The 18742-nt window shown below is 61.2% G+C and carries 13 protein-coding genes; 6 read left to right on the top strand and 7 right to left on the bottom strand.

The window, feature by feature from the left end:
* Positions 1-56 precede the first annotated feature (56 nt).
* Positions 57-2522, bottom strand: coding sequence for a GmrSD restriction endonuclease domain-containing protein (locus tag U5919_RS00170; RefSeq protein ID WP_336021517.1), 2466 nt, complete (start codon positions 2520-2522; stop codon positions 57-59).
* A gap of 384 nt (positions 2523-2906) precedes the next feature.
* Between U5919_RS00170 and U5919_RS00165 the strand changes: the two genes are divergently transcribed.
* Positions 2907-3236, top strand: a complete 330-nt coding sequence (locus U5919_RS00165; protein ID WP_336021516.1) for a hypothetical protein — start codon at positions 2907-2909, stop codon at positions 3234-3236.
* A 95-nt stretch (positions 3237-3331) separates the two neighbouring features.
* On the opposite strand, the gene U5919_RS00160 is transcribed toward U5919_RS00165, so the two are convergent.
* The 3 genes from U5919_RS00160 to U5919_RS00150 all read right to left on the bottom strand — a co-directional run bounded on the left by U5919_RS00160 (position 3332) and on the right by U5919_RS00150 (position 7407).
* Positions 3332-4342, bottom strand: coding sequence for a tyrosine-type recombinase/integrase (locus tag U5919_RS00160; protein ID WP_336021515.1), 1011 nt, complete (start codon positions 4340-4342; stop codon positions 3332-3334).
* Positions 4343-4604: 262 nt separating this feature from the next.
* Positions 4605-5219: a class I SAM-dependent methyltransferase gene (locus tag U5919_RS00155; protein ID WP_336021514.1), complete on the bottom strand. Its 615-nt coding sequence runs from the start codon at positions 5217-5219 to the stop codon at positions 4605-4607.
* A gap of 247 nt (positions 5220-5466) precedes the next feature.
* Positions 5467-7407: an ABC transporter ATP-binding protein gene (locus tag U5919_RS00150; RefSeq protein ID WP_336021513.1), complete on the bottom strand. Its 1941-nt coding sequence runs from the start codon at positions 7405-7407 to the stop codon at positions 5467-5469.
* Between the two features lie 285 nt (positions 7408-7692).
* Between U5919_RS00150 and U5919_RS00145 the strand changes: the two genes are divergently transcribed.
* Entirely contained in the window at positions 7693-8136 is a 444-nt protein-coding gene (locus U5919_RS00145; protein WP_336021512.1) for a DUF6653 family protein, read from the top strand.
* A 38-nt stretch (positions 8137-8174) separates the two neighbouring features.
* Here the strand turns inward: U5919_RS00145 and U5919_RS00140 are convergent, their stop codons facing one another.
* The 3 genes from U5919_RS00140 to U5919_RS00130 all read right to left on the bottom strand — a co-directional run bounded on the left by U5919_RS00140 (position 8175) and on the right by U5919_RS00130 (position 13392).
* Positions 8175-11156, bottom strand: coding sequence for a PAS domain S-box protein (locus U5919_RS00140; RefSeq protein ID WP_336021511.1), 2982 nt, complete (start codon positions 11154-11156; stop codon positions 8175-8177).
* A 614-nt stretch (positions 11157-11770) separates the two neighbouring features.
* Positions 11771-12727 carry a DUF8054 domain-containing protein gene (locus U5919_RS00135; RefSeq protein WP_336021510.1) on the bottom strand — a complete coding sequence of 319 codons (957 nt, stop codon included), beginning with the start codon at positions 12725-12727 and terminating at the stop codon, positions 11771-11773.
* Positions 12727-13392 carry an HAD hydrolase family protein gene (locus tag U5919_RS00130; RefSeq protein ID WP_336021509.1) on the bottom strand — a complete coding sequence of 222 codons (666 nt, stop codon included), beginning with the start codon at positions 13390-13392 and terminating at the stop codon, positions 12727-12729. Before U5919_RS00130 ends, U5919_RS00135 begins: the two co-directional genes overlap by 1 nt.
* Positions 13393-13811: 419 nt before the next feature.
* On the opposite strand from U5919_RS00130, the gene glpK reads away from it, so the two are divergent.
* From glpK to phnC, 4 genes are all read left to right on the top strand, one after another.
* Complete coding sequence (gene glpK / locus U5919_RS00125) at positions 13812-15326, top strand: glycerol kinase GlpK (RefSeq protein WP_336021508.1); 1515 nt, start codon at positions 13812-13814, stop codon at positions 15324-15326.
* A 1-nt stretch (position 15327) separates the two neighbouring features.
* The gene (locus U5919_RS00120) at positions 15328-16494 is read left to right on the top strand and encodes a Cdc6/Cdc18 family protein (protein WP_336021507.1); all 1167 of its coding nucleotides are present in this window, start codon (positions 15328-15330) and stop codon (positions 16492-16494) included.
* Between the two features lie 155 nt (positions 16495-16649).
* On the top strand, positions 16650-17855 hold the full coding sequence (phnD, locus tag U5919_RS00115; protein WP_336021506.1) for a phosphate/phosphite/phosphonate ABC transporter substrate-binding protein: 1206 nt from the start codon (positions 16650-16652) through the stop codon (positions 17853-17855).
* A 54-nt stretch (positions 17856-17909) separates the two neighbouring features.
* On the top strand, positions 17910-18740 hold the full coding sequence (gene phnC / locus U5919_RS00110) for a phosphonate ABC transporter ATP-binding protein (protein ID WP_336021505.1): 831 nt from the start codon (positions 17910-17912) through the stop codon (positions 18738-18740).
* The last annotated feature ends 2 nt before the right edge of the window (positions 18741-18742 follow it).

Genomic DNA, 18742 nt, shown 5'->3' with positions numbered 1-18742 from the left:
GAAAGAATATTCTCGTCGTAGGTGAGGGAATTCAGTCTGCTAATTTTATCAGTTTGTCAGAGCGACCGGAGCGAAAGTCGTTTTTCAAACTCCTGTTCAGTTTGCCTGCGGATCCGTGCTCGGACACCATCGCGGTCGGTCGCAAGTCCGAACTCGTCGTCGAGCTGCTCGAACCCGACTATGTCGAGTGTATCCTCAAGAAGGCCAACACGTCTGTCCTGCAACGCCTCGTACGTCCAGAGGGAATTGAAATAGTCGACCAAGGTCGGATCGATCTCATCGCGTTTTCCTCGCTGAACTTCACGGGACTGTTCGAGCAGATCCTCAAGTTTACTTCGGTCGACCACTCCCTCAGTTTCGGTGAAGTATCGGTTTGGATGGATACTCCGGAAGTCCTCACCAGTGTCGAAGTACTGGGGCATTTTTTCGGCGAGAGGTAGGTTGCTCGCCTTGATGTTATCGCTGTCACGGAGCAAGAGGAAGTTCCCGAGGTCGTTGACGAACCGCTGGGTGATGAACTCCTCAATACTGTCGCGACGTTGGCGCTCGTCTTCGCTGAGTTGCTCGTCGTCCCGGAGGTATAACTCGGTGTAGGTCCGAATCGCGTCAGCGATTTCGACCTCGTCGTCTTCTAGTTGGAAGAACTCGGTCAACCATATCGGGTTGTCGGCGTCGTGTATGAGGCTCTGAGGCAGGACGTGTTCGAGGTGGATGCTGCTCATATTCAGACGGCGTTCGACGTACATACCGTCCTCACGGAAGTGCTCGTTCGCTATTTTGCCGAATAAGAGCTTCGCGTTCTGAGGGTTCCACGCCTGCGCTTGAGTGACGATATCCACAAATCGGTCAGAGAACATCGACGGATTCGACGACCGCATCTCGTCGATCAGATGACGGCACGAGTCTTTGTATACGCTCTCGCTGTCTTCCTTCTCGGGTGATAGCGAAAATCTGTGGACGGTTTCTATGAAAATCTCTTGGAAGATGTTTGGATCCTCACCGACGAGGAGCCGTCTGAAGTTGAGTTTCTCGACCGTGTCGAGCACATCGTAGAACTGTTCGCCGCTCGCGTTCGAGTCCGTCACCGTGTGGTGGTAGAGCGCCAAAATGAACGGACGCCACTGGTTCATCTGCTGGTCGTTTAGACGGACCAGCACCTCGTGGCACTTCTCGTGTGCCTCTGCAAGAGCGAGGTCTGTGGGCTCCAGTGCTGAATTTGTGATGTCCTTGTAGTACTGAACAAGGTCGTGGGCGTGGTCGAGGAAATCTCGGGCGTCGTCAAGATATCGCAATCGCGGACGGACGTCGGATTCGAGATTACGTGTCGCAAATGCGTTGGTGAGTTCTGCACTAGCTTCTCCCACGGTCTCGATCTCGGGATCAACGATGCTGAGATAGACGGAGAGATAATCGTCGATCTGATCTTCATCTGTGGCGAATGCGACCACGATATCTTCCCACTTGTCTACGTACTCCTGACGATCGTCAGCATCGAAGAACGCGTTCACGACTGCCGCTCGGATGCGGTCGATCTTCGTGAGTTCGAGCCCGCGGTCGTTGAGGATCTCGAAAATCTGCATCCGGAAATCGGGTGCTGCGTTCCGGATGATGAACTCGCCAACGTGGTACGAGTTCTGGATGTAGTGACTGAGGTTAATTAGCGCGAGCGCCTTGCTGTCGGTGTTGTTTGCCGCAGCGACGACCTCCTCAATACGGTCTTTATAGAAATTGTAAGCGTCGAGTAACCGCCAGTTCGAGTCGTAAACCGGTATGAAGCTCGAAAACGACGTATCAGGAGCTTTTTCTTCGACAGTTTGGTCGCTAATCCGGAACGCCTCGGCGAGGTCCGAAATTCGCGTCGCATCACCGCGGCGACCGTCAACGTATTCACGTTCATCTGAACAGAGATATTCCAGCCGAGTTTCGGGCCCCAGCATAAGCGCCTCGAAGAAGCCTAGATCTGCATCGTCGTCATCGTCGTGTTTATTGAGCGATAAACGTGGAACATTCCCCTTGAGAGGGTTCTCGAAACGATAGAGGAGTGATTCGATCTGCTTGATGCTTCCGTCCACTAGCCGGCTGACTGTCTCCTGCTGGATCGATTCAGCATCGAGAGCACGGAGTTCCTCAAGGATTGAGAGTAAGAGGATATTGATCGACGTGAGTCGCTGTTGGCCGTCGATGATCTCGTGTGTGTTGCTGTCTTTGTCGACCGCGAAGTACATCGAGCTGAAGAATACGTCGGAGACATCTGAGTCTTCGACGAGATCTGCCTCCACGAACTGTTGAAGGTCAGACCACAGTTGTCGATGATGCTTCTCCTTCCACGAGAACAGCCGCTGGTATTCCGGGACGTTAAACCTCCGGTCTGAGAGAACGTCTTCTAATGTCCTCTTTTCCATCTCGAAATTCTCGCCTGCGATTTGCTGCATCGCAACGTGGTCTGCGACCGCTGTGATGTCTAGGTCAACGTGGTCGTAGTCGATATAGGTATCGTAGAGCGTTCGAGCATCATCAGCCATATCGGCCTGTCAACGAGGACGCACATAGTAGTGTCGTGAATCACTAGACACACAGACTAGAGGTGATAATAGTAGGGTGCGCGCAGTGAGAGTCTACGTATTTATCAGTGTGTTTTCGTGTTATAACATAATCCTCTTCGATGATAACGTCATACGGCGGTAACTTTGTATAGGATGGATGTCAATTCTCAACAAGGTAGCGTTATGACCGAAAGTTGTCCAAGTTGTGGTAAATCAGTTAAGCCAAAAGGAATTCGATGTCCAGATTGTCTCACTAAACTTCCCACACTATTACAGAATCAAGTTACAAAATACTATGAGGACAGTAGTATTAGTGATAGTGACCAACCACAATACCTCAAAGAAGAAACTTTTCAACGGAAGGTGAAGCAGGTCTATGACTATCTTGAGGATAGTGCAAAAGACGGAGAGGTAGTCACATATGGTGAAATTATGGATGAAGAGGGTATTCACCGGGCTCGAATCGCGTACGTCTTGGCCGCGATCAGTACAATAGAAGATGACGGCAGTCACCTACCTCTCTCCGCAATCGTTGTTAATAGCGGTACAAAGACACCGGGTACCGGATTCTTCGGATTATCTGAAGAGCTCAAAAACACCCCAGACGACTTGGAGGACTGGGCAGAAGAAGAGAAGCACCAATGGTGGGAATCAACGGTTGAAGAAGTTCACAAATTTTGGTCTACACAATAATTAGAGGCTCACAGCGATTATTGGTTGATGTTTGAGACCTCTATACTGAGAGACTCCTGCTCTTAGTGTGGGAAATATTCTATGTAATTCCTCTCCTAGATATTATCGAGGTACTTGCGTCGCTGTTCCATTTTCTCTTTCTTATTTCGCCGGTCGTAGTGCTTTTCGAGGACGTCTGAGCTCACATTGGCACGGTCACCGACGGCCGTCTCCGGGATATCACTGTTCAGATGGTTGGTAATGCTCCCGCGTCGAATCGCGTGCGGTCCCACACTCGACGGACACGTCGATGCCCTGTCGGAAACCATCGCTTCGCAGTCTTCAGGATCTCGACTGTGGGGGCACGCATCTCCCCGGCAACACGGCCGAGTAGCGCGGTAAACGTACTTTTGGATCGTGCTCAGGGCAATCCGTCCGTAACTAGTTGCAAGTAGGGGGCGACGCCCGTACTCGTCAGTGACGTCGGGCCGTTTGTTCCGGATCCAGTCGTCCAGTAGGAGACACTGGTCACCCGAAAGTGCGATCAGGCGCTCACCCCGGTTCCCGTTCTTTAGACGAGTGCCCGTATCAGGCCGATTGACGACTTCCAGGTACTGTTCTTCTGGATTGTAGTCTTCAACGTCCAGCGCGTGAGCCGCTCCCCGGCGCATCATCGTATGCCAGAGTAACGAGACAGTCACGTGCTGGATCGAGGCGTACTCGTACTTCTGGAGGTACTGAAGGATCTGCTCGGCCGCGTCGGACTCTAGCATTACGTCCTTGGCTTCATCCTCCGGGTTAACAGAGGGCGAACGGACCTTGAGGTAGAGCTCCGGATCGACTCCGTCGATCGTACCGAGCCACCGGACAAAGACCCGAAGCGTATCCATCTGACTCTTTTCGCTCGGAGGTGCAAGGTCGCCGGTGTTTCGTCGCCATAGGCGGAATTCGTGGAGTTTCCGCCCGGTCAGTTCATTCAGATTCTCGATGTCCTGTTCGTCGCACCACTCGGTGAAGAATTCGAGACGCGAGCGGTGAGATGAGAGCGTTGTGCTCGCCAGTTCGGTTTCTCTCTCGGTGAGGTACAGTTCTACCGCCGTTTCCGGGTCGATTGGTTCGAGAGTCATCGGTTGGTTGGCGGTGAACCACACGCGTCGGTCCGCGTTCGCGACGCGATCCGTTGAATTACCAATTTTTCCGACGGTTAGATGCTCTCCCGTCGGGTCCGTTCGATTTCGCTTCGCGAAATCTCACTCCCCCGACGTAGTCACGCTCGCTCGCGCTCACGGGAATCCCGTCGGGTCCATTTGTGAAGTTTACAGATGAACGGGGGAATCCAGATTCGTGGCAAACCCCGTCGTACCCGTTCTCAGTAGTTCCGTCACTCGATCACCGCCGTCTAACGCCCACGAAGTACGCCGGGTTTCGGCTCCACCGGCGTTCGAAGACTGTCCGGACCGCAAAGACGACCTCCCACCCGTCGGCGTCCCGGAACCGATTCCGAATTTCAGCGGGTGAGATGCCGTACAGCCGCGTTTCGTCGTCCCGAGCGTCACCGAACACACAGTACATCCCACCGCGCTGGATGACTTCCGCTAGGCCGTCGATGAAGCGGTCCCGTTCGCTGTCCCCGAGGACGTGGAACATCGCCGAATCGACGACCGTCCGAAACGAGAACCCGGCGTCTTTGAGCCCGCGGAGGTTCAGTGCGTCCCAAATCAAGAAGTGAGCGGGGACCCGTCGCCAGCGCGCTTTCTCGGCGGCCTGCCGAATAGCGAGTCCCGAGAGGTCGATACCGAGGACATCGTACCCCTGCCGAGCGAGAAAAAGTGCGAGTTCACCGGTGCCACAACCGACATCGAGAACGGGCCCGCGGACGAGTCCGGCCTCGACGAGGTTCACGAAGGCCCGCTGTGGCCGACCGATGTCCCAGTTCGGGACGCCCGCGTATGCCGCATCGTACACGTGAGCGATGGGCCGCTCCGGTGGGAACTCAGTCGTCACTGTCTATCCACTACCGTCGATGAGTTCATACGGATCCGTTAGCGAAGCGGTCACGTAGTAATTCCGCCGCGAACGCTGTGTGTGGCTCGCTCCTCCGTGGAGTGCACGGGGGAATGAATACGCCTGGTGACTGGCCAGTATAGTAGCATTTGCAAGTCTTCACTCACTCGACCGCACGACTGCGTCCGATCGGATGAGCAATCAGTTGCAAATGCTACTATAGTACGGTCGAAGCCCCCCCGATGAGTCACCAATCACTCCAGCGCGGGAGGCGGTCTGGGTCGTCTTCATCACGCTGTCGGAGTGAGTCTTGTCGACATCGAGCCCGGTCGAGGAAATCCTGTGGGAGCGACTCGATATCGCCCGCTTGGACGCGCCAGAAGTTGGCGTACAACCCGTCCGCGGCGAGCAGTTCGTCGTGAGTCCCGTATTCGACGAGTCGCCCGTCGTCTAAGACGAGGATCCGGTCGGCACGGCGCACTGTCGAAAGGCGGTGTGCGATGACGAACGTCGTGCGATCGCGGGCGAACTCGGCGAGGCTTTGCTGGATGAGCGCTTCGGTCTCGGTGTCGACGTGGCTGGTTGCCTCGTCTAAGACGAGTATCTCGGGATCTTTGAGAATCGTTCGAGCGATGGCGACCCGTTGTCGCTGCCCGCCTGAGAGTTTGACCCCGCGCTCACCGACCAGCGTGTCATACCCGTTGGGAAGGTTTTCGATGAACTCGTGCGCTCGGGCGCGCCGGGCGGCCTGCCGGATTTCGTCGTCGGTGGCCTCGAAGCTGCCGTATCTGATGTTTTCAGACACCGTACCGTAGAACAGCATCGGCTCTTGACTGACGTACCCGAGGGCCCGTCGAAGACTTTCGAGCTGGACGGTATGGACCGCTTGGCCGTCAATGCGGATCGATCCCTCGTCGACGTCGTAAAGCCGTGGGAGCAGTTTCAGGAGGGTCGATTTGCCAGCTCCGGTGGGGCCAACGATTCCGATTGTTTCGCCACCCTCAGCGGTGAACGACACCTCCGAGATGATTTCGTCGTCGCCGTACCCAAACGAGACGGCGTCGTACTCGACACGGCCATCGGTAACTGTAAGCGGATCAGCATCGGTGACGTCGCGTACGGACGGCTCTAGTCGTAGTAGTCGTGAAACCCGCGTGCCTGCGGCTTTCGCGCGCTCGTAATCATCGACGACGCTTCCGAACTGAATAATGGGCCAGACGTACTGCTGCGCGTAGATGACGAACGTAATGAATTCGCCGGGGGTCAAGGCGGCAGTCAATCCGAAGGGCGGCCCGGTGAGCACCCAAAACCCACCGACGAGGAACGTGAGCGCAAATCCAACGCCGGCGATGAGCGTCAATCCCGGGAAGTACGTGATCTGGATCCGAACGGCGTCGAGGTTCGCGTTCAAATACCCCCGTGATGCGGTTTCGACACGCCCCTCTTCGTACGCCTCCGCGTGCTCGGTTTTGATCGCTTCGATCCCGCTGATGTTGTTCTCGAACCGCGCGTTCAGATCGCTGATCTCCCCGCGGATTTGGAGGTATCGCGGTTCAATTACCCGTGTGAAAACCAGCGTGAACGCGGCCAAAAACGGGACTGGCAATAGCGTGACGAGAGCCAAAGGTTGGTTCAACGAAACGAGGATCGCCCCGATACCAACGAACGTGGCAGCGACCCAGAAAATCGAACTCAGCCCGTCTTCGAGAAACGTTTCTAACGCGTTCACGTCGTTGTTGAGAATGCTCATCAGCTCGCCGGTCCGCTGACCGGTGAAGTACGCGAGATCGAGTCGCTGCATTCGGGCGTACGCGTCGATTCGCAGCTCGTGTTGGATGCGTTGGGCAAAGACGCTCCAGCCCCAGTCTTCGAACCACGAGGCGACCGCACCGAGGACAGTCGCCGCGAGCAACAGGCCGATCGAGAACCAAAGCTGCTCCGCGGACGAAGCGGGAACCCACGACGCGGGGATTCCGGGGAGCCGATACGGTCGTTGGTTCAGGAAGATCGCGTCGACGGCGAGCCCGATGATGAACGCGGGGACGAGACCGAGAATCCGTCCGATGATCGTGTTACCGGCCCCGAGTAGGGCGAACCTGAGGTTCTTCCCGCTGTACCGGCCGTAGAGGTCCCAAACGGGGTTGCTCGTCGTGGAGGGCGATAGACCGTCATCAGCGTCGCTCGCCATACACAGTCATTCGGCGTAACACCACATCACTCTGTGGCGGTTCGCGAGTACTGTTTATAGTAGCGTTTGCAACTAATTGCTCATCCGACCGTACGACAGCGTGTGATCGCGTGAGTGAAGACTTGCAAACGCTACTATGGCTACGAGCGAAATCACCGGGAACGGTGCGGAGGATGACTCAAAATCCCCACCCGTAGGCAGTGTCTCTGCTAGCAATCGCGTATCTGAACAATGCCCTCCCAGCAGGGGCGTAATTATATTCCCCTCGACAGCGCATCTCCGACAGTGACCCTCCGAAACCGGGTAGAAACGACGCTCTGGAACCGCCACTCGAACCCCAAGAGCGGTTGGTCGCGGGTTCCGACCGGGGCCGTACTCGTCTACGCGCTCTACCGTCGGAACTGGCGATTACTCTTCGCTACACTCGTCTGGACGGTGGTGAACCCGATCCTCTTCAGTCCGCCCGATTCCGACGACGCGTGGATGACCCGGGCGGTCCTCGCCGAGCGGTGGTGGATCCGCGAGGAGAGTCGTCCGACCGTCGGTCTCGACTATCCGAACGTCTGTAACGCGGCGGGAGCGCTCGGCTTTTGCTACGCGCTGTACGCCGCATCTCGACGGCGACCGATCGGAGCCGTGGTCGGCACCGTCGCCTCGGTCAGTCTGAAGCTCTGGTGGCTCCGCGTACTGGTGCGACGCTACGACGCCGCCAGAGCGGAGTCGGCGTAGCGGCGACGAGGCACCGGTGCTGAAGTCCGAACGGCCGATCACTCGAACTCGACGCCGCGTATCTCGAATCGGGCTCCGCCCGAGGCGCTCTCGGTGACGACGACGCGCCAGTCGTGCTCCTCGACGACCTGTTCGACGATGTTCAGTCCGAATCCGGTTCCCTCCCGCGCGGTCGAGTATCCCATCTCGAACACCTCGTCGCGATCGTCGGCCGGGATGCCCGAACCGTCGTCCTCGACGTAGAAGCCCTCGCCGTCGTCCAGCACTCCGACGCGAATTGTGAGATCGCTACTATCGTGCTCTACGGCGTCCGTCTGAGCCTGCGAAGACGGGCTCGTGGAACCGTGTTCCACGGCGTCCTCCTGAGTTTGCGAAGGAGGGCTCGTAGAGCCGTGCTCTACGGCGTTGCGGAACAGGTTCTCGAAGAGCTGTTGAAGGCGGGTCCGGTCGGCGCGGACCGTCCCCTCGGTCGCCGCCTCGATGGTGGCGTCCGCGGTGGCGACGTTCCGCCAGCAGGTTCCGACGAAGCCCCCCAATTCGATCGGTTCCGGTTCGAGCGCGCGGGCCCCGCTCTGTGCGAGCGTCAGGAGGTCGTCGATCAGCTCGTTCATCCGCTCGTGCGTTCGCGCGACGTCCGAGAGGTGCTCGTTGTCACACTCCTCGCGGGCGAGTTCCAGTCGCCCCTGTGCAACGTTGAGGGGGTTCCGGAGATCGTGGCTCACGACCGACGCGAACTCGGCCAGCTGTCGTTCCCGTTTCTTCCGATCGGAGATGTCGCGCGCGATGCTCAACACCATCGTCTCCCCGTCGTAAGAGATCAAACTGGAGCTGATCTCGACGGGGATTCGGTCGCCGTCTTTCGTCACGTGAACCGTCTCGAAGACCTGCGTCGCGTCCGTCGGCACCTCTCGGATCAGTTCCGTGATCTTGCCGTCGTCGAGACCGTCGTCGATGTCGTGCGGCCCCATCGAGAGCAGTTCGTTTCGGGTGTACCCGAGCGTCTCCACGGCAGCGTCGTTGACCGCTTGGAACGTCTCGTCGAGGCCGATCACCCACGCGGAGTCGTTCATCCCGTGGAACAATTCGTCGGCCTGTCTGCGGGCCCGATCGAGATCGCGTTCCCGCGCTTTCTGTTCGGTGACGTCTTGGATTGCGCCGCGGAGCGTCACGACCTCCCCGTCTTCGACCGTCGGAACGCCCTGAACGCGAAGCCAACGGGTTTCGCCGTCCTGTCGGTTGAAACGGACCTCGACGTCGAAGGGTTCGCCTCGTTCGAGCGCGGTTTCCACCGCGTCGGCGACGAGTTCGCGATCCTCCCCGTGCGCGTCGAGGAGGTCCTCGAGCGAGGGCTCGAAGTCGTCGTCGACGCCGATCAGCGCGTAGAGGTTCTCGGTCCAAAAGACCTCGTCGGTGTCGGGATCGAGCTCCCAGCCGCCGACATCGGCGATACCCTCGGTTCGGTCGAGCAGTTCGTGCATCCGCTCGAATCGGCGTTCGCTCTCCCGACGGTCGGTTATCTCGCGAGTCACGCCCACAACTCCCTCGATGGTCCCGTCGACGACGAGCGGCGTCAACCGGTATTCGATAATCACCGAACCGTAGTCGGAGAACGTCAGTTCGGCCTCGCCGCGGAGCTCGTCGCGCTGGCCGCCGAGGAGTTCGCGGTAGGGATCTCCGTCTTCCGCGTCTCGGATGTCGGCGATGAGATCGCTCTTCCGACCTTCGAGCGCCTCGGGCGACGTTCCGTAGATCTCGCCGAGCGTCTCGTTGACGACCACGAACCGGCCGTCTTCGTCGTAGATACAGGCGGCCTCCTGCATCGTATTCACCATCCGCTCGTAGCGCCGCAGTTCCTCCTCGCGTTCGACCCGCGCTGAGATGTCCCGGGAGATGACGAGGAACCGCCGCTCCGGTCCCTCCGCGGGGATGCGAGTCAGATGAACTTTCACCGGGAAGCTCTCGCCGTCCACGCGGCGGAACGAGGTCCTGATTTCGAAGCGGTCGCCGACGTCCATTCCGTCCCATATTTCGCGGAGTTCCTCGGGGTCGCTCTCGCGATCGATTTCCCACACTTTCCTGCCGATCAACGCGTCTTTGGTCTGCCCGAAGACGTCGCAGAACCGTTGGTTCACCTCAACGATCGTTCCGTCGCCAGTGTGGGTATCGATCATATCCGGGGAGTTTTCCAGCAGCGCCTCCATTCGAGCCGACGTCCGTTCGAGGCGCGCTTCGCGCTCCTTCCGCTCTGTGATATCGGTGATGAACCCTTCGAGCGCGATCAGTTCGCTCCCGTCGTACACGCCGCGACCACGTTCCCACACCCACCGCGTGCGCCCGTCGCGAGTCCGGATCCGATAGGTGATCTCGAACGTGCGGTCCGTCGAGAGCCCCTCCTGAACGGCCGCCCACGTCTGTTCTCTGTCGTCGGGGTGGATGAGGTCCGCGCCCCACTTCACCTCGTTGCGCTCCAGTTCGTCTGCCACGTAGCCGGTGAGCGACTCGACTTCCCCTTCGACGGTTTCCATCGGCCACGTGGGTTCGTTCCGGCATCGGTAGACCATCCCCGGGAGCGTGTCGATGAGCGTCTCCAGCCGCCGGGTCCGTTCCGATAACAACTGACGAGACTGATGGGCATCGACGGCGTTGACGATACGGTTCGCGAGGAGTTCGTACTGTTCGGAGCCCATTCCCTTCTGAAGGTAGTCGGTCACACCGGCGGAGATCGCCTCGCTTGCGACCTCTTCGGACCCTTTTCCGGTGTAGAGGATGAACGGCAGGTTCGGGTGCGTCTCACGAACGGATTCGAGGAACTCGATGCCGCTGCGATCCGGCATATCGTAGTCGGAGACGACGCAGTCGACGTCGTGCTCGGAGAGGAGCGTTTGGCCCGCCTCGACGCTCGTCGCTGACCGGACCGAGAGCGTCGGCGCGACGCGTTCGAGGAAGGTCGCCGCCAGTTCGGCGAACGCGCCGTCGTCGTCGACGTGGAGGACGTCGATCGAATCAGCGGTGTCTGTCATACGAGCGCTCTTGTTGTCACCGAGTCGTCCGGCAATGACTTAAGCGATGGTAGTCGGATCTGACGCCCCTTCCCGAGCACTCGGACACTTCCTTGCCAAGAACTCGGACACCTGTCCCCGATAACCCATAGACCACCGTCGCGAGAGATTGGACCACGTTCTCAAAGTTAATTGGCCACCGGGCCGTAGGGCCTAGACGAGATCCAAGTTCGGGTTCACAAGGTCGACGCCGCCGACGCGTACGACCTCGACTATCGGCTCTTGGACAACCGGTTTCGGAAGCAGCCCCCGCCGTCGGTCAAGGCGATGCTCAAACAGCGGCTTCGGTGGATGTTCGGGACCATCGGCGACGATTACCTGCTCCCGTCGCAGTACCGACCGCCGCATCTCACGCGCGTCGTCGCGTGGATTTTCTCAGCCCGATCGAGGAGTTCGAGGTGATCGAGAAGGGATCTGTCGAGACGATCGAGCGACTCAACGCCGGGCTGGCCGACGACGAAATCTGCCATCACGACGGGACGGGGCGGCTCGTCCGCGACGCCGAGCAGCTTCGATATGCACGTCTTCGACGATTGAGCGCCGGACGTGGGGTCGCCTCTCCGTTTCGACGCCGGTCACTCGAACTGGTAGAAGACGACGCCGCAGCCCTCGCAGGCGAGCACCGGCGGCGGGTCCCCGTCGAGACCGGAGAGCGTGTGCCCGCAGCAGTCGTCGGGCGCACCCTCGACGAGTTCAGCGTCGCACGCGGGGCAGACGTCCAGAAACGCACACAGCGAGTGCGCCGCGATCGGGCGGATTTCCGCGGGGACGCCGGTCTCGGCGAGCGCCCGCACCGCCCCGATCTCCGCGAGCGCGACGGGGCGACGGAGCCACGTGACGGACCCGTCGGCTCCGGTAACGACGACGAATACCGCGGATCCGGTTCGCTCGATGCGCGCCGACTCGGCGTTGGCGACGCCGTCGGCGACCGCATCGGCGAGGGCGGCGTCGGACCGCTCGGCGAGCCTCGTCATTTCCGCGCGCCACGACGACGCGAACGACTCGGTCGGTTCCAGCCGGTCGTCGTCGACGGCGAGGACCGACGCCGAGACGAGCGCCTCGAAGACTGCCTCCGCGTCGGGTCCGCCGTCGGCGTCCCCGGCCGTCGCTCGGTCGTCACTGGCTCCGATACCACCGGTCGCGTCGCCGTTTCCGTCACCGCCGGTCTCGATGCCACTGCTCCCGTCGTCGTGGCTCCCGATGCCGCCGCTCCCCACGTCACCGAGCGTGTCCGACCGGCGCGGGTGCTCGAAGAACGGGGCGGCGAACCGCTCGGGGAGCCGCGCCACGAGCCGGGGTGCGAACCGGGGCGTGTACGGGATCAGGTACCCGCGAAGCCAGATCGCGGCGACGCCGACGAGCGCGACGACGAGTGCGAGGACGGGCCGCCAAGCGCCGATCGCGACGACGAGCGCCGCGAGAGCGACCGCGTTGACGAGCGTGCAGGCTCGGCAGCGGTTCTCGCCGGTGTACTCGGGACGGCGGAGTCGGAGCCGGTCGGTCATCGGCGAATCGTCGGAGGCGTCGTGCATCAGGCCACCGATTCGAGCGCTTCGAGGACGCCGTCGGCGAACGAACCCTCGGTTTGTCTGTCCGCGCGCGCGATCGCCGTCTCGTCGGCGTTCGCGACCGCGATGGCGTCTCCGGCGAGGTCGAACAGCTCCGCGTCGTTCGCGGAGTCGCCGACCGCGACGAACTCTTTCGGATCAAGATCCAAGAGTTCACAGGCGCGACGCAGGCCCGTGGCCTTGCTGACGTCGGGGGATTTGACGTGGTAGGCGTACCCGGAATCGACGATCGCCTGTCCGTGTTCGGCGGCGAGTTCCTCCAGTACGTCCCGCGGGACGTCGCGGGTCACCGAGAGCTCGGTCTCCCGCCAGCGGTTGTGCATATCGGGGTCGGGCCACCCACCGGGGTAGCCCTGCTCGCGGAGTTCCGCGGCGACCGCCCGCGCGGCCGACGCGTCGCCGTCGACGGTGAGATCGCCGTCGACGAGGACGATGCCCCCGTTCTCGGCGATCACGCGCTCGGGGACGCCGATGAACGTACACAGCGCCACGGGATAGGAGAACGACTTCCCCGTCGCGATGACGACCGGCTCCTCCCACTGACGCAAGGGGGCGAACAGTCGCTCGTCGATGCCGCCGTCTGGCCGAGTCATCGTCCCGTCGATATCGAGCGCGAGCGGGCGGCTCATCGTTCACCGCCGTAGCTGGGAGGAATCACTGACGCGTCGAGTCCGTTGGCGGAGCACACTGCGGGGAGCACAGCCGATTCGAGCGAGCCTTCGCGGATAAAACTCACGTGCCGGCGCAAGAGGCGACCGACGGACGAGTCGACGGCAGAGGCGACGGGCGAGTGCAGCGCAGACGAGTACATCGATGTCACGATCTGTGTGGGCATACAGCATATATTTTCATATGCGACCGAACACCATCAGTAAAGAAACCGAACGAATGGAAGAACGAGGGCGGACGAAGCGGAGAAAGTACCGGACTGAAGCGGGCTGTGAAAGCAGATATCGACGGGGTCGACGTGCGAACCATTTATTTCGACACGTGATATACCAAGGTGTATCTGGCCGTTGGGAGGCGGCCGCTTCGTGTTGAGAGTTCAATGACGACCCACACATTCGTCGGTGCGATCGATCAGGGGACCACGGGGACCCGGTTCATCGTGTTCGACCGCACGGGAACCCCGATCGGTCGATCCCACGTCCAACACGAGCGATCGGCCTCGGAGCCGAACCGGATGGAGATGGATCCAGAACGCATCTGGGAGTGCACGAAATCGGTCGTGCAGAACGGCCTTCGAGACGCCGGGATCGATCCCGCGGAACTGGCGGCTATCGGCATCGCGAACCAGCGTGAGACGGCGTTGCTGTGGGACGCCGAGACCGGCGAACCGGCCGCCGACGCCATCGGTTGGCGCGACCGCAGAACGACAGAGCGGTTCGAGGACGTCGTCGACGAGGAGGGCGCGTTGATCAGACAGATCACCGGTCTCCACCCCGATCCGTTCTTTTCGGCGGCGAAGTTGCTCTCGCTTCTCGAACACGGCGGCGACGACTCTCAGCGGCTCCAGCGGCGCGCGGAGGCGGGCGAACTCCGCTTCGGCACGGTCGACAGTTGGCTGCTGTACAACCTGACGGGGCGACACGTCACCGACGTCACCAACGCGTCGCGAACGATGCTGTTCGACATCGACACGCTGTCGTGGAGCGAGCGGCTGTGTTCGGCCTTCGACGTTCCGACGGAGATTCTGCCGACCGTCTGTCCGTCGAGCGACCCCGACGCCTACGGCGAAACGGACCCGGACGGCTTTCTGGGGGCTTCCGTCCCGGTTACCGCCGCGATGGGCGACCAGCAGGCCTCCCTGTTCGGGCAGGCCTGTTTCGACGCCGGAGAGGCGAAGAACACCTACGGAACCGGCTCGTTCCTGCTGGTGAGCACCGGGCGAGAGCGCGTCCGCTCGGAGCACGGACTGTTGGAAACCGTCGGATTTCAGCGGGCCGGCGAAGATGCCCACTACGCACTCGAAGGCCCGGTATTCGAGGCGGGATCGGCGCTGGAGTGGCTGCGCGACGTCTCGCTCCTGACGGACGTCACCGAGATCGCAGCGGCCGTCCAACGCGTCGACTCCTCCGACGGCGTCTACGTGGTCCCGGCGTTTTCGGGCCTCGGTGCGCCGCAGTGGGACGAAAGCGCTCGGGGAACGATCCTCGGTCTGACGCGGGAGACCCAGCGCGAGCACGTGTTGTTGGCGACGCTCGAATCGATCGGTTATCGGGCCCGTGACGTCGTCTCGGCGGTCGAGGCCGACCTCGGTCGGCGACTCACTGAACTCCGTGTCGACGGCGCGGCGACGAAGAACGACTACTTCTGTCAGTTGCAGGCGGACCTGATTCAACGGCCGGTGGTGCGACCGGAGGTCGACGCGACCAACGCCCTCGGTGCGGCGTACGCCGCCGGACTGGCCGTCAGATACTGGGAGTCGCTGGACGCGCTTCGCGAGGTCACGCAACGGGCGCGGCGGTTCCCACCACAGATGGACACCGAGGTAGCGGCGGAGAGGTACGGGCGATGGACTGAGGCGGTGACTCGGGCGATGAACTGGGAGCGAACGCAGTAAGATGGACATCGATGCGCGAATCCGGCGTCGGCAGCGCGTTCAGACGGATCGCCGCCTGATCATCGATTACGATCGGCTCAGCCCGGTCGCACACGTCGAAGACCCCGTCGGGCGCGGGCCGGTCGTCGAGCGCCTCCTCGATCATCTCGATCCGGCGTTCAGTGGTGAGTTACCACCCAACGGGTGCGTGTACGGGCCGAAGGGATCCGGGAAATCGGCCGTCGTCTCCGTGCTGTTCGATCGACTCGCATCGGTGTCACTGCAGCCGGGAGCGGTGATCCACACCGCGACGCGGGTGCAGGTGACGGACGTGCCGACGTTCGTGTACGTCGACGCCCGGAAATCCAACACGACGTTCGCGCTGTACCGCGACCTCCTCAATGGACTGAGCGACGAATCCATCCCGGAGCAGGGAGTCGGCACCGACTGGATGTTCGAGCGGTTAGAACGCACGCTCTCCCAGCAAGCGGCGGGTGCCGTAGTGGCGGTGGATCACCTCGGCGAGGTCGAATCGAACGGCATTGAGTGGTTGCTCGACGCGTTGAAACCGCTCGATGCGGTTTCGTGGCTCACTGTCGGCCGGACAGCACCGGATCCGTCGATTCCAGTCGACGCGGACGCGCGCTTCGCCGTCGACCGGTACCAAGAGCAGGTGCTGATCGACCTGCTGATGACCCGGGCTAACGAGGGGTTCCCCGGCGAGTCGCTCAATCACGCGGGAGCCAGACGGATCGCAGAGTGGGCAGACGGCGACGCACACGACGCCTTAGCGGCGTTGTTGGGGGCAGCTGACGTCGCGATGTCAGACGGAAACAACCACCTCAGCGAGACCGACATCGCCGCGGGGATCGATTCCGTCCCCAGACCGGCCGTCTCGCTCGGGCGAATTTTCTCCCTTCCGGCGAACAAACAAACGGTGCTGCGGACGTTGATCGATCTCGACGACGACGACCGAGAGTCAGTCACGACCGCGGCGTCAGCGATCGCCGCCGTCGAAACGGTGTCGCTGTCGACGAGCACCGTCAAGCGGTTTCTGTACCAGCTCGCCGAGATCGGAATCATCGAGCGGGTGCCGCACGGAACCACGTCGGGGAAGGGGCGACCCCCCAGCCGCGTGGAACCGCGGTTCCCCATCCGCGCGTTCAGGAAGCTCTACGACGCTCGGTGAGTGATCCAACCGGCAGCGCGAATACCAGATTCGCGGGGTAGATCCCGCGAAACGGCGGTATATGCACAAGAATCATAGCCCGAAAATAATTATGTGAATACTGCCCATCAGGCGCATCCAAAGAATTAAGTTCTATCACTATCGATCCACGTATTATGCGTCAGGTGGACAGACGGAAGTTCGTCAGTGGTATTGGTGCTGCCGCGCTCGCGGGCGTGGCGGGATGTAGTGGAAACGGCGGTGACAGCGGTGGCGACTCCGGCGGTGACAGCGGTGGCGACTCGGGTGGAGACTCCGGTGGAGACTCCGGCGGCGACGGCGGTTCCGACGCCCCCGACCACGTCGATCCGTCGACGTATCCGGAGTTCGATCCGTCGAATCCCGAGTTCCCGCAGTTGACTAGCACGCTTCTCGAAGCCGGATTCGAGACCGGCGCGATGGCCGACCTCGAACGGATGCAGGAGAACCCGCGCGACGAGCCGCGCTACGGTCAGCCCGTCGCCGAAACCCCGGACGACGAGAGCGAGTGGCTCGACCCCGATACGCTGCAGTTCTCGCTGGTTCCCACCGAGGACCCGACGGTGTACGAGAACACGCTCGAACCGCTTCTGAACAACATCGAAGAGGAGACTGGCAAGAGCGTCGAGTACGCGACGCTGGATTCCTACGCGGCACAGGTCGAGTCGATGCGCTCCGAGCGGCTCCACCTCGCGGGGTTCTCGACGGGGACCGTCCCGTTCGCGGTCAACATCGCAGGGGCCGTCCCGTTCTCCGTCCAGATCGACGGCAGCGGCGAGGGATCCTTCGGGTACCGACTCTGGCTCATCACGCAACTGGACAACGAGGAGATCGGCTCACTTGAGGACTTAGAAGGCGAGCCGATAGAGAACGTCGCTCACGCCGACCCGTCCTCGAACTCCGGAAACCTCGCACCGCGAGCGCTGTTCGCGAACCAAGGCGTCGTGCCCGAAGAGGACTACGAAGTGAGCTACTCCGGCGGCCACCAGCAGAGTTCCCTCGGCGTCGCCAACGGCGATTACGACGCGGCACCGGTCTGTTCGACGTGTTACGCCCGCGTCGCCCGCGACGACCAGCTCGACCCGAGCCAAATCAAGGCTATCTGGGCATCCGAACCGTTCCCGACGACCGCCTTCTCGTACGTCCACACGCTCCATCCGGACATCCAAGAGGGCGTCCGCCGAGCGTTCCTCGATTACGACTACAGCGACACCTCGATCGCCGAGGAGTTCGAGGGCCGCGGAACGTGGGTCGAGATCGACTACGCGACGGTCTGGGACATTATCCTCCAGATCCAAGAGTCGCTCGACACCGAGTACCAGACGGGCAACATCGGAGAGTAGTCGACGCCCGTCTCGCTTCGTTTCTTTGTAACAACCAGCTACGATACATTAGATATGCTCTCAGTAAGCGATTTACAGAAAACGTATCCATCCGGCGACGAGGCTCTCAAGGGCGTCTCACTCGACGTGACCGGTAACGAAACGGTCGCGGTGATCGGACCCAGCGGCGCGGGAAAGAGTACGTTCATCCGGTGCATCAACCGACTCACAGAGCCGACGGGCGGCAACGTCGAACTCGACGGCTTAGAGATCACAGGGCTCTCGGGGAAGGAACTCCGGAACGCCCGCCGAGACATGGGGATGATCTTCCAAGAGTACAACCTCATCGAGCGGCTCACCGTGATGGAGAACGTCCTGTCAGGGCGGCTCGGCTACGTCAGCACGTGGGCCGCGTTCCGCCGGAAATTCGCGGGCGACGACGTCGAACGGGCCTACGAGGTGCTCGAACGCGTCGGCTTGGAGGGACACGAGAACAACCGGGCAGACGAACTGTCCGGCGGACAGCGCCAGCGCGTCGGCATCGCGCGGGCGATCCTCCAGCGACCGAAGATCCTGCTGGTCGACGAACCGACGAGCAGCCTCGACCCCGAGACGTCGCGCGCGGTTATGGACCTCCTGACAGAGATCGCCAACGAGGACGACATCCCCGTACTGATAAACATCCACGAGGTCGACCTCGCAGAGGAGTACTCCGATCGGATCATCGGCCTCCGCGACGGCGAAAAAGTCTTCGAGGGAACTCCCGAGGACCTCGACGAGACCGCCCGCGGACAGATCTACCGGGGGGAGGAGATCCCCGACGAGGCTGCGGTGAAAGCGCCCTCGGACGACGATTCGAGCGCGTCCGACTCGGCGACGCAAGAAGGCGCTATGCGCCGAGGATAACC

The organism is Halobellus sp. LT62, from assembly GCF_037031285.1.
GTDB lineage: Archaea > Halobacteriota > Halobacteria > Halobacteriales > Haloferacaceae > Haloquadratum > Haloquadratum salinisoli.
The sequence above is the reverse complement of the archived record's forward strand: the minus strand, read 5'-3'. Positions and strand labels throughout refer to the sequence as shown.